The following is a 14,038-nucleotide window of genomic DNA, read 5'->3' on the forward strand; positions in this document are numbered from 1 at the left end:
GCTCGCTCACCTGTGCTGACCACCTTCCCGGCCGCCGGGGATGTCGCTGGGCGCCGGGTCCAGCGTGCCCAGTGCGGCGTCGGGCGAGCCGAGCTGCTCCCGGCCGGTGGGACGGGGCACCTGCTCCACCTCGCCGGGCTCGATGCCCGTGGCGTAACTGTCGGTCGAGGTGCGCCCGTCGGGCAGCAGCCCCGGGGCGGCGACGGAGTTGGCGCGGGCGTACACGCCGGGGCCGGGCAGGGTCTGCGGCCGGCCGGTGAGGAACCGGGCGCGGGAGAGCTCCTTCTGGCCGCGCCGGGTGCCGGGCTCGCGCTCCATCTGGGTGTACACGAGCGCCCCGACCGCCGCGACGATCAGCAGGGCCCCGGTGATCTCGAAGGCGAGCAGGTAGCGGGTGTAGAGCAGCTCGGCGATCGCGGTGACGTTGTCGCTGCCCCCGTCGTCGCCCAGGCCGCGCACCACCATGCCCTCGGTCGCGCGGGCGATGCCGGCGCCGACCAGCCCGGCGAAGCCGATGCCCAGGACCGCCGCGGCCACCCGCTGACCGCGCAGCGCCTCGACGACGGAGTCGGACGAGTCGCGGCCCACCAGCATGAGCACGAAGAGGAACAGGATCATGATCGCGCCGGTGTAGACGATGATCTGCGCGGCGCCCAGGAACGGTGCGGACTGGATGACGTAGAAGACGCCCAGCGACAGCATCGTGGTGACCAGCCAGAGCGCCGAGTGGACCGCGTTGCGGCTGAACACCATGCCCAGCGCCCCGGCCAGGGCGACCGGGCCGAGCACCCAGAAGGCGACCGTCTCCCCGGTGCCGATCACGACGTCGTTCACGCCTTCTCCCCCACGACCGGCTCGGCCGCCGAACCGGCCTGCGGCTCCCGCAGGTAGTAGTCCTTCTCGTCGTCGCCCAGCCGCATGGGGTGCGGCGGCTGCTCCATGCCGGGCAGCAGCGGCGCCATGAGCTGCTCCTTGGTGTAGATCAGGTCCTGCCGGTTGTCGTCGGCGAGCTCGAAGTCGTTGCTCATCGTCAGCGACCGCGTCGGGCAGGCCTCGATGCACAGCCCGCAGAAGATGCAGCGCAGGTAGTTGATCTGGTAGACCGCGCCGTACCGCTCGCCCGGGGAGTAGCGGGCCTCCTCGGTGTTGTCGCCGCCCTCGACGTAGATGGCGTCGGCCGGGCAGGCCCAGGCGCACAGCTCGCAGCCCACGCACTTCTCCAGCCCGTCGGGATGGCGGTTGAGCACGTGCCGGCCGTGGTACCGCGGCTTGGTCACCTTGGGTTCGAACGGGTACTGCTCGGTGGTCACCTTGCGGAAGATCTGGGCGAAGGTCACCCCGAAGCCCTGGAGCGGGGCGGGGATCAGGCTGTCGCGGACCGTGCGCTTGGCCAGGTGACCGGTCGAGGGCCGGGCCACCTCACCGCCGCCGCGGGTCGCGGGGGTGCGCTCGGACCGGTTCTCAGACATCGGGGTTGTCCTCCTCGACAGTGGTGGTGCCGCGGCGGCCGGTGGCCACGACGGCGCCGCCTTCGTCGGCGGGCTGGTGCCGCAGCCGGGGCGACGGCGGCACCGTGAGGTCCATCGGCGGGACCGGGAAGCCGCCCTCGGCGCGGCTGGGCCCGCCGGTGGGACGGCGCTGCCCTCCCGCGGGCGGGAGCACCTCCGGCTCGTCGGAGACGGTGTGCACCCCGCCGGCGGCGGCGTGCTCCGCGGCGACGCGGGTCTCGCGGTTGGCCGCCCGGCCCCCCAGCGCCATGGCCAGCAGGACCAGGAGCGCGACCGGGACCCCGACGAAGAGCGCGACCTCGCCGGTGGAGAGGTCGGTCTCCTGGGAGACGGTCCGCATCGTGGCGACGACGAGGATCCACACGAGGGCGACGGGGACGAGCACCTTCCAGCCGAACCGCATGAACTGGTCGTACCGGAGCCGCGGCAGGGTGCCGCGCAGCCAGATGAAGAAGAACAGGGCGACGACGACCTTGCCGAAGAACCACAGCATCGGCCACCAGCCCGAGTTGGCGCCGTCCCAGATGGAGAGCGGCCACGGCGCCCGCCAGCCGCCGAGGAACAGGGTGGCGGCCAGCGCGGAGACGGTGACCATGTTGATGTACTCGGCCAGGAAGAACAGCGCGAACTTCAGCGACGAGTACTCGGTGTGGAAGCCACCGACCAGCTCGCTCTCGGCCTCGGGGAGGTCGAAGGGTGCCCGGTTGGTCTCGCCGACCACCGCGATGGCGTAGATGACGAAGGAGACCGGCAGCAGGACGGCGAACCAGCTGGGACCGGTGAACTCCCAGCCGAAGAAGGAGACCTCGTTGCCCTCGGCCTGGGCGGCGACGATCTCCGAGGTCGACATCGACCCCGCGTAGAGGAAGACCGCGACGATGGAGAGTCCCATCGCGATCTCGTAGCTGATCATCTGCGCCGCGCTGCGCATGCTGCCCAGCAGCGGGTAGGTCGAGCCGGAGGCCCAGCCGCCGAGCACGATGCCGTAGATGCCCATCGCCGAGGAGGCGAGGACCACGAGCACACCGATCGGGGCATCGGTCAGCTGCAGCGGCGTCACCTCGCCGAAGATGCTCACCGCCGGGCCCATCGGGATGACCGAGAACGCCACGAAGGCCGGGACCGTCGCGATCACCGGCGCCAGGAAGTAGACGGGCTTGTCGGCCAGCGCCGGCATGATGTCTTCCTTGAACGCCAGCTTCAGCCCGTCGGCCAGGCTCTGCAGGTAGCCGCGCGGGCCGACCCGGTTGGGGCCGATCCGCTGCTGCATGCGGGCGACGACCTTGCGCTCGAAGACGATGGCGAACAGCGTCAGCAGGACCAGGATCACGAAGACGCCCAGCACCTTGATGAGCACGATCCACCAGACGTCGTTGCCGAAGTCCTCGAGGGTCGGCTGCTCCGGGCTGGCCAGCAGCATCACGCCACACCTCCCGCCGGGGTGGGAGAGGACATCGTCGTGGCCCCGGTGGGCGGGGACACGGTGCTGGCCGCCGCGGCGATGCGGACGACGGCGCCTGGTCCGGCGCCCAGGTGCGTGCGCACCTCGCTGCCCGGGGAGCGCATCGGCAGCCAGACCACGTGGTCGGGCATCGGGGTGACGAGCAGCGGGAGGGTCACCGAGCCGGCCGGCCCGGTGACGGTCACCAGCTCGCCGTCGGCGACGCCGAGGCGGGTGGCGGCCTCCGCGCCGAGCCGGACGACCGGCCGGCGGGCCGTGCCGGAGAGCTCCGGCTCGTCCCGCTGCAGCGTGCCGACGTCGAGCAGCTGGCGCCAGGAGGCCAGCAGCGCCTCGTCGGCGCGCAGCGACGGCGCGCCGGCGGCCTCGACGTCCGGGCCGGCGATGCCGGCCGACCGCGCGGTGCCCAGCGCGGCGAGCTCCGCCCGCGCCGCCTCGGGCGTCGGCAGCCGCAGGTCGACGTCCATGAGGTCGGCCAGGCCGTGCAGCACCCGGGCGTCGCTCAGCCTGCCGGTGTCGTGCAGCGTGGCGTCGAAGGACCGCACCCGGCCCTCCCAGTCGAGGTAGCTGCCGGCCTTCTCCGAGGCGGCGGCGACCGGCAGCACGACGTCGGCCCACTCGGTGACCGCCGTCGGGAACATCTCCAGGCTGACGACGAAGCGGGCCTCCGCCAGCGCGTTCTCGGCCAGGACGGGGTCGGGCAGGTCGGCGGGGTCGACCCCGCCGACGAGCAGCCCGGCCAGCCGCCGGTCGCGCACCGCGGCGAGGATGCCGGTGGTGTCCATCCCCGGTCCCGGCGGGATGGCGGCGGCATCGATCCCCCAGCGCGCGGCCACTTCGGCGCGGGCGTCCGGGTCGGCGACCGCGCGTCCGCCGGGCAGCAGACCGGGCAGCGCGCCGGCCTCCAGCGCGCCACGCTCGCCGGCGCGGCGGGGCACCCAGGCGATGCGGGCGCCGGTGGCCTCCGCCAGTTCGAGCAGCGCGGTGAACGCGCCGGGCACCTCGGCCAGCCGCTCCCCCGCGAGGACGACGGCGCCCGGCGTCCGCAGCGCCTCCACCGCCGGGCCGCCCCAGGTGCCGGCAGCCAGCGCCTGCAGCGACCGGGCCTCCGCGCCGGGCAGCGTGGTCAGCACCGTGGCCTGCAACTTCTGCGCGGCCCGCGTCGGGAAGGGCGCGAGGTCGTAGACCTGGGTCTTCGCGGTGCGCACCGCCCGGCGCAGCCGCAGGAAGACGATCGGCGACTCCTCCTCCGGCTCGAACCCGGCGAGCAGGACGACGGGAGCGGCACCCAGCTCGTCGTAGGTGACCCCGCCCCGGTCGGGGCCGGTGCCGGCCACCGTGCCGGCCAGGAAGGCCATCTCCTCCGCGGAGTGCGCGCGGGCGCGGGCGTCGACGTCGTTGCTCCCCAGCGCCACGCGGGCGAACTTGGCGTAGGCGTAGGCGTCCTCGACGGTCAGCCGTCCGCCGGGCAGCACCCCGACGCCGCCCGCCTCGCGCGCGGCGGCCAGCCCGGCGGCGGCCGCGGCCCAGGCCTCCGGCCAGGACGCCGGCTGCAGCGTGCCGTCGGCACCGCGGACCAGCGGGGTGGTGAGCCGCTCGTTGGAGGTGACGTAGCGGAACGCGTAGCGGCCCTTGTCGCAGGTCCACTCCTCGTTGACCGCCGGGTCGTCACCGGCCTGGCGCCGGGTGACCTTGCCGCGCCGGTAGTCGGTGCGCATCGAGCAGCCCGACGCGCAGTGCTCGCAGACGCTGTCCTCGCTGCGCAGGTCGAAGGGGCGTGCGCGGAACCGGTACTGGGTGCTCGTCAGGGCGCCCACCGGGCAGATCTGGGTGGTGTTGCCCGAGAAGTAGGACTCGAACGGCTCGTCCTCGTAGATCGCCACCTGCTCCAGCGCCCCGCGCTCGAACAGCTCGATGAACGGGTCGCCGGCCACCTGCTGGGAGAACCGCGTGCAGCGGGCGCAGAGCACGCAGCGCTCGCGGTCGAGCAGGATCTCCGTGCTGATCGCCAGCGGCTTGGGGTAGGTCCGCTTCTCGTCGACGAACCGGCTCTCGGTCCGCCCGTGACCCATCGCCTGGTTCTGCAACGGGCACTCGCCGCCCTTGTCGCAGGTCGGGCAGTCCAGCGGGTGGTTGATCAGCAGCAGCTCCATCGTGCCCTGCTGCGCCTTGTCGGCCACCGGGCTGGAGAGCTGGGTGCGCACCGCCATGCCCTCGGTGACCGGCATGGTGCAGGAGGCCACCGGCTTGCGCTGGCCCTCGACCTCGACCAGGCACTGCCGGCAGGCGCCGACGGGCTCGAGCAGCGGGTGGTCGCAGAACCGCGGGATGAAGACGCCCACCTGCTCGGCGGCGCGGATGATCAGGGTGTCCTTGGGGACGGCGACGTCGAAGCCGTCGATCGTGCAGTGGACGGCGTCCGGCGGGGTGTGCGGCCCGGGGGCGCCGGGCGGGACCGCGGGCGCCGGGGTGGGGTTCGTCAGGCTCATGACGCGGCTCCGACCGGCTCGAGGCGGAGGCTGCGACCCAGCCGGGCCTGCTCCTCCGGGGGCAGCAGGGCGACGTAGTCGTCCTTGAAGTACTTCAGCGAGCTGGTGATGCAGCTCGTCGCTCCGTCACCGAGGGCGCAGAAGGACCGGCCCAGGATGTTGTCGCAGGTGTCGATGAGGATGTCCAGGTCCTGCGCGGTGCCCCGGCCGTGCGCGATCCGCTCGAGGATCTGCACCAGCCAGTAGGTGCCCTCCCGGCACGGCGTGCACTTTCCGCAGCTCTCGTGCGCGTAGAACTCGGTGAACCGCAGGGTGGCCTCGACGATGGAGTCGGTCTCGTCGAACACCATGAGCGCGGTGGTGCCGAGCATGGAGCCGGCCGCTGCCACCGAGTCGAAGTCCAGCGGGACGTCGAGGTGCTCGGCGGTGAAGTACGGCGTCGACGATCCACCCGGCGTCCAGAACTTCAGCTCGTGGCCCGGGCGGACGCCGCCGGCCATCTCCAGCAGCTCGCGCATCGTCGTCCCCATCGGGGCCTCGTACTGCCCGGGGCGGACGACGCGGCCCGACAACGAGTAGATCTTCGGCCCGGGTGACTTCTCCGGACCGAACGCCTTGAACCACTCGGCCCCGCCGCGGACGACGAACGGCACGCTGGCCAGCGTCTCGACGTTGTTGATGACCGTCGGGGCGCCGTACAGGCCGGCGACCGCGGGGAACGGCGGCTTGAGCCGGGGCTGGCCCCGGTAGCCCTCGAGGGAGTCGAGCAGCGCCGTCTCCTCGCCGCAGATGTAGGCGCCGGCGCCGGCGTGCACGACGAGGTCGAGCTCGTAGCCCGAGCCCAGGATGTCGCTGCCGAGGTAGCCGGCCGCGTACGCCTCCTCGACGGCGGCCACCAGCCGGCGGTGGGCGTGCACGGCCTCGCCGCGGACGTAGATGACGGCGAACTTCGACCGGATCGCGTAGGCCGAGATGATCACGCCCTCGATCAGCGAGTGCGGGTCGGCCATCATCAGCGGCAGGTCCTTGCAGGTGCCCGGCTCCCCCTCGTCGGCGTTGACGACCAGGTACTTGGGCATGGCCGCCGGACCGCTCGGGGTCTCGCCGGGCTTGGGCTGCGGGATGAAGCTCCACTTCATGCCGGTCGGGAAGCCGGCGCCGCCACGACCGCGCAGGCCGGAGTCCTTGACCATCGTGACCAGCTCGTCGGGGGTCATCGACAGCGCCGTCCGCAGCGCGGCGTAGCCCTCCATCGATTCGTAGGTCGACAGCCGCCAGGACCGGTCGGCGCCCCAGCGGGTGGTGAGCACGGGAGTGAGCGGCATCGGTCAGGCCTTCCCGGGACCCTGGCCGGACGTGCCCGGCTCGGTCCCTGCGGGTGTGTCGGTGCCTTGCTGGTCGAGCCCGCCGGGGGGCCGACGGCGGCCGTACTCCGCCCCCTTGTCGGGGTGGGCCTGCGCCGCGCCGGCCCGCTCGGCGGGGTTGTCGGCAGCGGCGACGCGCGCGTCCGCGGCCTCGTCGCCGAGGGTCTCGCCGGTACGTCCGGACGGGCGCACCGTCTCCCGCGGTTCGCCGGCGTCGGGCGGCTCGGGTGCCGTTCCGCCGGGCAGCTCGGGGGCGGACTCCCCGCGCTCGGCGGCCAGCCGGAGCCCGGCCAGCGTCGGGCCCCACTCACCGGGCGCGTCGATGGCGGCCCGGGCGGCGGTGGCGTCGTCGTACTGCGAGAAGCCGGCCAGCTGGCGGGAGATGCCTTTGAAGTCGGTCAGGGGCGCACCCCGCGTGGGCAGCGGCTTCTCACCGCGGCGCAGGGCGGCCACCAGCCGGCGTGCGCTGTCCACGTCCTGCTGGTCGTAGAACTCGTAGTCGACGGTCACCACCGGCGCGTAGTCGCAGGCGGCCAGGCACTCGGCGTGCTCGAGGGTGATGGAGCCGTCGGCCGCCGTCTCGTCGTGGTGCACACCGAGGTCGGCCGAGAGCGCGTCCATGATCCGCTGCCCGCCCAGGACGCTGCACAGCGTGTTGGTGCAGACGCTCACCAGGTGCCGGCCGGTGGGACGGCGCTTGTACATCGTGTAGAAGGTCGCGACCGCGCCGACCTCGGCCTTGGTCAGGCCGAGCTCCTCCGCGCACAGCGTGACGCCCTCGGGCGAGACGTAGCCCTGGTAGCTCTGCACCAGGTGCAGCATCGGCAGCAGGGCCGAGCGCGGCTGCGGGTAGCGGGCGATGATCTCCCGCGCCTCGAGCCGGGTCTGCTCGGTCAGCGGCGGGAGGTCGAGCGGGGCCGGCTGGACCGGGCTGTCGTCCAGACCGGTCGTCGCTGCGGCCTCCGGGCTGCCTGGAAGAGCACTCATCGGTCCACTCCCCCCATCACGGGGTCGATCGATGCGATGGCCGCGATGACGTCGGCGATCATGCCGCCCTCGCTCATCGCCGCCGTGGCCTGCAGGTTCACGAAGCTGGGGTCGCGCACGTGGACGCGCCACGGCCGGGTGCTGCCGTCGCTCACCACGTGGAAGCCGAGCTCGCCGCGAGGGGACTCGACGGGCACGTACACCTGGCCGGCCGGCACCCGGAAGCCCTCGGTGACGAGCTTGAAGTGGTGGATCAGGGCCTCCATCGACTGGCCCATGATGTGCCGCACGTGGTCGAGCGAGTTGCCCATGCCGTCCGCGCCGAGGGACAGCTGCGCGGGCCAGGCGATCTTCTTGTCGTCGACCATGACCGGTCCCGGCTCCAGCCGGTCCAGCGCCTGCGCGACGATCTTCAGCGACTCGTTGACCTCGGCCATCCGCACCAGGTAGCGGCCCCACGCGTCGCTGGTGTCCGCGGTGGGCACCTCGAAGTCGTAGGTCTCGTAGCCCAGGTAGGGCTCCACCTTGCGCAGGTCCCACGGCAGGCCGGCCGCCCGCAGGACGGGCCCCGTGACGCCCAGCGCCACGCATCCGGTGACGTCGAGGTAGCCGGAGTCCTTGAGCCGGTTCTGCCAGATCGGCTGGCCGGTGAGCAGCCGGTGGAAGTCGGCCACCCGCTTCGGGAAGACCGCCAGGAAGTCGCGGATGCTCTGCACGGCGCCCTCGGGCAGGTCCTGCGCGAGGCCGCCGGGGCGGATGTAGGCGTGGTTCATCCGCAGGCCGGTGATCTCCTCGAGCAGGTCGAGGACCATCTCCCGCTCGCGGAAGCCGTTGGTCATGCCCGTCAGCGCGCCCATCTCCATGCCGAACGTGGCCAGGGCGACCAGGTGCGAGGCGATCCGGTTGAGCTCCATGACCAGCACGCGGATCGTCTGCGCCCGCTGCGGCGCCTCGATCCCAAGCAGCTTCTCGACGGCGAGGCAGTAGCCGGCCTCGTTGAACAGCGGGGACAGGTAGTCCATCCGCGTCACGAAGGTCGTGCCCTGCACCCAGTTGCGGTACTCGGTGTTCTTCTCGATGCCGGTGTGCAGGTAGCCGATGACCACCCGGGCCTTGGTGACCGTCTCGCCGTCCAGGTCGAGCACCAGCCGCAGGACGCCGTGCGTCGAGGGGTGCTGCGGCCCCATGTTGACGACGAGGCGGTCCTCGCCGTGCGGGTCGGCGAAGGTGAGGTCCCAGTCCCCACCGGTGACGGTGTAGACGCGGCCCTCGGTGGTCTCGCGCGAGCCGGCGTACGGGTCGTAGGTCGTGCTCATCGGTCGGTCCCCTTCACCGGTAGGCACGTCGTGTGTCGGGGGGCGGGATCGTCGCGCCGTGGTACTCCACCGGGACGCCGCCGAGCGGGTAGTCCTTGCGCTGCGGGAAGCCGTCCCAGTCGTCGGGCATGAGGATCCTGGTCAGCGACGGGTGGTCGTCGAAGACGATGCCGAACATGTCGTAGGTCTCCCGCTCGTGCCAGTCCGCCGTCGGGTAGATGCCGGTCACGGACGGGACGTGCGGGTCCTCCGCGGTGACCGCGACCTCGAGCCGGATCCGCCGCCGGTAGGTCATGGACGTCAGGTGCAGCACCACGTGCAGCCGGGGCCGGCCGGGGGTCACCTCGGGACCGCCGCTGTCCAGGTAGTCGACGCCGGACACGCTGCTGCACAGCTCGAAGCGCAGCGCCTCGTCGTCGCGCAGGGCCTGCGCCAGTGCCAGGAGGTGCTCGCGCGCCACGAAGTAGGTGATCTCGCCGCGGTCGACCAGCACCCGCTGCACCGCCGCCGCGTAGGTCGCCTCCCCCACGGCGTCGATCAGCGCGTCGGTGACCTCGTCGAACCAGCCGCCGTAGGGCCGCTCGGTGGAGTGCAGCGCGACCGCGCCGCCGGGCTCGACGCGCACCAGCCCGCCGAAGCCGGAGGTGTCCCCGCTGCCGCTGACCCCGAAGGCGCCCTTGCGGAAGCCGCCCGAGGGCGCCGTCGCGTCGTCGTAGCCGGCCTCCTCGCGGCCCGGCACGACCTCGCCGCCGTCGTTGCTCATCGGCCCAGCCCCCGCCACGCGCCGCCGTCGACGCCGGCCCCGTCGCGCTCGGGCGGCAGCAGCACCGCGTTGCCACCGCGCTGGTCGATCGCGAACTGCCCGGTGCGGCCCTCGGCCGCAGCCGCCTCGTACGCCCGGCGGGCGGCCTTGTCCACGCGCACGGTGGAGGGCATCTCGACCAGCAGGTCCTTCGCGGTGCCGTCCTGGCGTGCGCGCTGGAGCTCGCGAGCGCGCTTGTCGCCCAGCGGCTCGTTCATGATCTTGTGGTGCAGCTTGAGGATGGCGTCGGTGAGCATCTCCGGCCGCGGCGGGCAGCCGGGCAGGTACATGTCCACGGGCACGATGTGGTCGACGCCCTGGACGACGGCGTAGTTGTTGAACATGCCGCCGGAGCTGGCGCAGACGCCCATGGCCAGCACCCAGCGGGGCTCGGGCATCTGGTCGTAGATCTGGCGCAGGACCGGGGCCATCTTCTGGCTGACCCGGCCCGCCACGATCATCAGGTCGGCCTGCCGGGGCGAGGCCCGGAACACCTCCATGCCGAACCGGGCCAGGTCGTAGCGCCCGGCGCCGGTGGCCATCATCTCGATCGCGCAGCACGCCAGGCCGAACGTGGCCGGCCACAGCGAGGACTTGCGCGTCCAGTTGACCAGCTTCTCCACGCTGGTCAGCAGCACACCGCTGGGCAGTTTCTCTTCGAGACCCATGGTCAGATTCCCCTCAGTCCCACTCGAGCCCGCCGCGTCGCCACTCGTAGGCGAAGGCGATGAAGACGGTGCCGATGAACACGACCATCGCGACCAGGCCGAAGACGCCCAGCGCCTCGTTGTGCACGGCCCACGGGTAGAGGAAGACGATCTCGATGTCGAAGACGATGAACAGCATCGCGGTCAGGTAGTACTTCACCGGGAACCGGCCACCGGTGAGCGGCTGGTCCACCGGCTCGATCCCGCACTCGTAGGCGTCGATCTTGGCCCGGTTGTAGCGGCGGGGACCGACGTACGGCGCGGCCGCGACCGAGAACAGCGCGAACGCCGCGGCCAGTGCGAAGAGCCCCACGATCGGGACGTAGGTCGACAGCATCAGCACCAGCCTAGGGTGAGGACGATCACGTTCCGCGTAGCCGTGGATCGGGTTGTCGCCGTGTCGACCGGGGACCGCATCGCGAGCTCGTCCACGTCAGACCGCCGGGGCCAGCCGGGTGAGCACCGTGATGGCGCGGTCGACGGCGTCCCCGTCACGGCCGTCGGTGAGGTTGCCCATGAGGCGCAGCGCCGCGGCGGCCAGCGCCGGTCGCCGCAGCCCGTGCGCGGTGGCGAACCGGACGACGTCCGGGCGCGCGAGCAGCGCCAGGAAGCCCAGGCCCAGCCGGTGGTGCCGCCCGTAGGCCGCCCGCAGCCGCTGCGGGTAGCCCCGCAGCACCGCCTCGCGGGCGGGGCCCCCGGGCCGGGCGAGGGCATCGGCAGCGGCCTCGCCGGCCATCCGGCCGGTCTCGAGGGCGTAGCTGATGCCCTCGCCGTTGACCGGGTTCACGGTGCCGGCGGCGTCCCCGGCGAGCAGCAGCCCGCGGGTGTACGCCGGTCCGCGGTTCAGGGCCATGGGCAGGCCGGCCCCCCGCAGCGGCGTGACGGCGTCGTCCTCGCCGAGACCGTCCTCGGCCGGGAAGGTGTCCAGCCAGGCGCGCAGCACGGCCCGGTGGTCGGACCCCGTCCCCCGCCGCGTGTCGAGCAGCCCGTACCCGACGTTCGCGGTGCCGTCGCCCATGCCGAAGATCCAGCCGTAGCCGGGCATGGAGTCGCGGGACGGCCCGGCCGGGGTCAGGTCGAAGGAGATGTCGAGGTAGTCGTCGGCGGTGCGCCGGGAACGCACGTACCGGCGGACGGCGACCCCGAGCGGTCGGTCCTCGCGGCGGACCAGGCCCAGCGACTTGGCCAGCCGGCCCGACAGGCCCTCGGCGGAGACGACCAGCGGCGCCCGCCAGACCTGCGGCTCCCTGTCCGGACCCGCGGTGGCGCGCACGCCGGCGACCCGCCCGGCGTCGTCGAGCAGCGGCTCGGTGACGGTGATCCCGGTGTGCACCCGCGCGCCGGCCGCCTCCGCGTGCGCGGCCAGCCGGGCGTCGAGGTCACTGCGGCGCAGGACGAGGGAGAAGTCGGGCCAGTGCTGCAGGCGCGGCCAGTCCAGGTCGGTCACCGTGCCGCCGCCGTGCACGCGGAGACCCTTGTGCCGGCGCCAGCCGGACGTGTCGACGCCCATGTCCAGGAGCGACTGCACGCCGCGGGGGGTGAGCCCGTCCCCGCACACCTTCTCCCGGGGGAAGTCCGCCTTCTCGAGGACGGCGACGTCGCGACCGGCCTGCCGGAGCTGCCACGCGGCGGACGCCCCGGCCGGTCCGGCGCCGACGACGATGACGTCGGCGCTCCGGTCGGTCGTCCCCTGCACGGCGGTTCCACTCCTTCGTCCCGACCTTGTGAATTGATTCACAAGGTCGCCTCGTCACCACTCTAGGCCGGGGTGTGACGAAGACGACAGCACCCCCCTGGGGAGGGATGCGTCACAGTTCCGGCGCTGCGGTGCGCAGCAGGTCGCGGACCTCGTCGTCGGAGGTCTGCGCGAAGTCGCGGTAGGCCGCTCCGACCGCCCGGAACGACGGCGGGACCAGCAGGGAGACGACCTCGTCGGCGAGGGCGCCGACCTCGTCCAGCGCGCCGGAGGACGCGACCGGGACGGCCACGACGGTGCGCCCGGGCTCCTGCCGCGCCAGGGCCTGCAGGGCGGCACGGACGGTCGCGCCGGTGGCCAGGCCGTCGTCGACGAGGACGACGGTGCGACCGGTCACGGCCACCGGCGCACGGCCGCCCCGGTAGGCGGCGGCACGGCGCCCGAGCTCGGCCAGCTCGCGGTCGCGCACCCCGGCGAACGTGGCGTCGTCCACCGCGGCGGCGGCCAGCACTCGGTCGGTCCGGACCGTCTCGACCGTGTTCCCGATCGCGGCGACGGCGCCCATCGCGAGCTCCGGCTGCCCGGGCAGCCCCAGCTTGCGGACCAGCAGCACGTCGAGCGGCAGGCCCAGCACCGCGGCCACCTCGGCGGCGACGACCGCACCGCCGCGCGGCAGGCCGAGCACGACGACGTCGCCCGGCAGCGTCCCGGCCAGCCGGGCGGCCAGCGCCCTCCCCGCGGCGCGGCGGTCGGCGAAGGGTGCGGTGTGCACCGCTAGACCGGCTGGGGCCCCGTGGGCGGGGGCGCGATCGGGTCGCCGGGGTCGGGCGCCGGATAGGGAGCGGGCTCCGGCGGCGGGATCGGATCCGTGGGAGAGGGGGCCGGCGACGGCGGCTGCGGGGACGGCGGGCTCGTCATGGACCGACGCTATGCCCCTCGCGGCCCCGCGGGAAGGTCAGGCGGGGCGGCGTCCGCGGTGCAGGGCGACGGCGCCACCGGTCAGGTTCTGCCAGGCGACGTCGGCCCAGCCGGCGTCCTGCAGCCGCCCGGCCAGCTCCGCCTGGCCGGGCCAGGCCCGGATCGACTCGGCCAGGTAGACGTAGGCCTCGGGGTTGCTGCTGACCGCGCGGGCGATCCGCGGCAGCGCCCGCATGAGGTACTCGAGGTAGACCGTCCGGAACGGCGTCCAGGTGGGCCGGGAGAACTCGCAGACCACCAGCGTGCCCCCGGGCCGGGTGACCCGTCGGAACTCGCGCAGCGCCGCGTCGGGATCGGCCACGTTGCGCAGGCCGAAGGAGATGACGACGCCGTCGACGCTCTCGTCGGCCAGGGGCAGCGCCATGGCGTCGCCGGCCACCTTGGGCACCGAGCGGGCCGCGCCGGCGCGGAGCATGCCCTGCGAGAAGTCGCAGGCGATCGCGCGCACCCCGCCCGACGCCAGCTCCACGGTGGACACCGCCGTCCCGGCCGCGACGTCGAGCACCGTCTGCCCCGGCCGGGCGCCCAACGCCTGGCGGGTGGCCCGGCGCCAGGAGGCGTCCAGCCCGCCGGAGAGCACCGTGTTGGTGACGTCGTAGCGCTGCGCGACCCGGTCGAACATCGCCGCGACCTCGGCGGGCCGCTTGTCCAGATCCGCGCGCAGTCCGGCAGTGTGCGGGGTGTCTCGCCGGTCTGCCACGGCGACGACGCTACAAGGCCTCCTAGGCTGGA

Annotated in this window: 13 protein-coding genes; all 13 read right to left on the reverse strand. The window is 73.5% G+C overall.

The features are described 5' to 3' along the window. Nucleotides 1–6 precede the first annotated feature (6 nt). Nucleotides 7–834, reverse strand: coding sequence for an NADH-quinone oxidoreductase subunit J (locus ACI793_RS09885; protein WP_456606201.1), 828 nt, complete (start codon nt 832–834; stop codon nt 7–9). Next, nucleotides 831–1,469 carry an NADH-quinone oxidoreductase subunit NuoI gene (gene nuoI / locus ACI793_RS09890; protein WP_456606202.1) on the reverse strand — a complete coding sequence of 213 codons (639 nt, stop codon included), beginning with the start codon at nt 1,467–1,469 and terminating at the stop codon, nt 831–833. The genes ACI793_RS09885 and nuoI overlap by 4 nt, the downstream gene beginning before the upstream one ends. Beyond that, the gene (gene nuoH / locus ACI793_RS09895; RefSeq protein WP_456606203.1) at nt 1,462–2,928 is read right to left on the reverse strand and encodes an NADH-quinone oxidoreductase subunit NuoH; all 1,467 of its coding nucleotides are present in this window, start codon (nt 2,926–2,928) and stop codon (nt 1,462–1,464) included. Before nuoH ends, nuoI begins: the two co-directional genes overlap by 8 nt. Next, nucleotides 2,928–5,456: an NADH-quinone oxidoreductase subunit G gene (locus tag ACI793_RS09900; protein WP_456606204.1), complete on the reverse strand. Its 2,529-nt coding sequence runs from the start codon at nt 5,454–5,456 to the stop codon at nt 2,928–2,930. Before ACI793_RS09900 ends, nuoH begins: the two co-directional genes overlap by 1 nt. Further along, nucleotides 5,453–6,781, reverse strand: coding sequence for an NADH-quinone oxidoreductase subunit NuoF (gene nuoF, locus ACI793_RS09905; RefSeq protein ID WP_456606205.1), 1,329 nt, complete (start codon nt 6,779–6,781; stop codon nt 5,453–5,455). Before nuoF ends, ACI793_RS09900 begins: the two co-directional genes overlap by 4 nt. A 3-nt stretch (nt 6,782–6,784) precedes the next feature. After that, nucleotides 6,785–7,807, reverse strand: a complete 1,023-nt coding sequence (gene nuoE, locus ACI793_RS09910) for an NADH-quinone oxidoreductase subunit NuoE (protein ID WP_456606206.1) — start codon at nt 7,805–7,807, stop codon at nt 6,785–6,787. Next, nucleotides 7,804–9,123 (reverse strand): NADH-quinone oxidoreductase subunit D, encoded by a 1,320-nt coding sequence (locus ACI793_RS09915; RefSeq protein ID WP_456606207.1) that lies wholly within the window; start codon nt 9,121–9,123, stop codon nt 7,804–7,806. The genes nuoE and ACI793_RS09915 overlap by 4 nt, the downstream gene beginning before the upstream one ends. A gap of 13 nt (nt 9,124–9,136) precedes the next feature. After that, nucleotides 9,137–9,886, reverse strand: a complete 750-nt coding sequence (locus ACI793_RS09920; protein WP_456606208.1) for an NADH-quinone oxidoreductase subunit C — start codon at nt 9,884–9,886, stop codon at nt 9,137–9,139. Further along, the gene (locus ACI793_RS09925) at nt 9,883–10,593 is read right to left on the reverse strand and encodes a NuoB/complex I 20 kDa subunit family protein (RefSeq protein WP_456606209.1); all 711 of its coding nucleotides are present in this window, start codon (nt 10,591–10,593) and stop codon (nt 9,883–9,885) included. The genes ACI793_RS09920 and ACI793_RS09925 overlap by 4 nt, the downstream gene beginning before the upstream one ends. A gap of 13 nt (nt 10,594–10,606) precedes the next feature. Continuing rightward, a complete protein-coding gene (locus ACI793_RS09930; protein ID WP_456606335.1) occupies nt 10,607–10,969 on the reverse strand; it encodes an NADH-quinone oxidoreductase subunit A in 363 nt (120 codons plus the stop codon). Nucleotides 10,970–11,065: 96 nt separating this feature from the next. Then, nucleotides 11,066–12,328, reverse strand: coding sequence for a geranylgeranyl reductase family protein (locus tag ACI793_RS09935; RefSeq protein ID WP_456606210.1), 1,263 nt, complete (start codon nt 12,326–12,328; stop codon nt 11,066–11,068). A gap of 112 nt (nt 12,329–12,440) precedes the next feature. Further along, nucleotides 12,441–13,100 (reverse strand): phosphoribosyltransferase, encoded by a 660-nt coding sequence (locus tag ACI793_RS09940; protein WP_456606211.1) that lies wholly within the window; start codon nt 13,098–13,100, stop codon nt 12,441–12,443. A gap of 183 nt (nt 13,101–13,283) precedes the next feature. Further along, nucleotides 13,284–14,006: a demethylmenaquinone methyltransferase gene (locus ACI793_RS09945; protein ID WP_456606212.1), complete on the reverse strand. Its 723-nt coding sequence runs from the start codon at nt 14,004–14,006 to the stop codon at nt 13,284–13,286. Nucleotides 14,007–14,038: the final 32 nt, after the last annotated feature.

This window comes from Blastococcus sp. SYSU DS0617 (genome assembly GCF_054051075.1).

Excerpts from the sequence above, each read along its gene's own strand:
- ACI793_RS09915 (WP_456606207.1), bottom strand. The coding sequence starts at position 9,123 with ATGAGCACGACCTACGACCCGTACGCCGGCTCGCGCGAGACCACCGAG.
- nuoF (WP_456606205.1), bottom strand. The coding sequence starts at position 6,781 with ATGCCGCTCACTCCCGTGCTCACCACCCGCTGGGGCGCCGACCGGTCC.
- nuoI (WP_456606202.1), bottom strand. The coding sequence starts at position 1,469 with ATGTCTGAGAACCGGTCCGAGCGCACCCCCGCGACCCGCGGCGGCGGT.
- ACI793_RS09920 (WP_456606208.1), bottom strand. The coding sequence starts at position 9,886 with ATGAGCAACGACGGCGGCGAGGTCGTGCCGGGCCGCGAGGAGGCCGGC.
- nuoE (WP_456606206.1), bottom strand. The coding sequence starts at position 7,807 with ATGAGTGCTCTTCCAGGCAGCCCGGAGGCCGCAGCGACGACCGGTCTG.
- ACI793_RS09925 (WP_456606209.1), bottom strand. The coding sequence starts at position 10,593 with ATGGGTCTCGAAGAGAAACTGCCCAGCGGTGTGCTGCTGACCAGCGTG.
- ACI793_RS09930 (WP_456606335.1), bottom strand. The coding sequence starts at position 10,969 with ATGCTGTCGACCTACGTCCCGATCGTGGGGCTCTTCGCACTGGCCGCG.
- nuoH (WP_456606203.1), bottom strand. The coding sequence starts at position 2,928 with ATGCTGCTGGCCAGCCCGGAGCAGCCGACCCTCGAGGACTTCGGCAAC.
- ACI793_RS09900 (WP_456606204.1), bottom strand. The coding sequence starts at position 5,456 with ATGAGCCTGACGAACCCCACCCCGGCGCCCGCGGTCCCGCCCGGCGCC.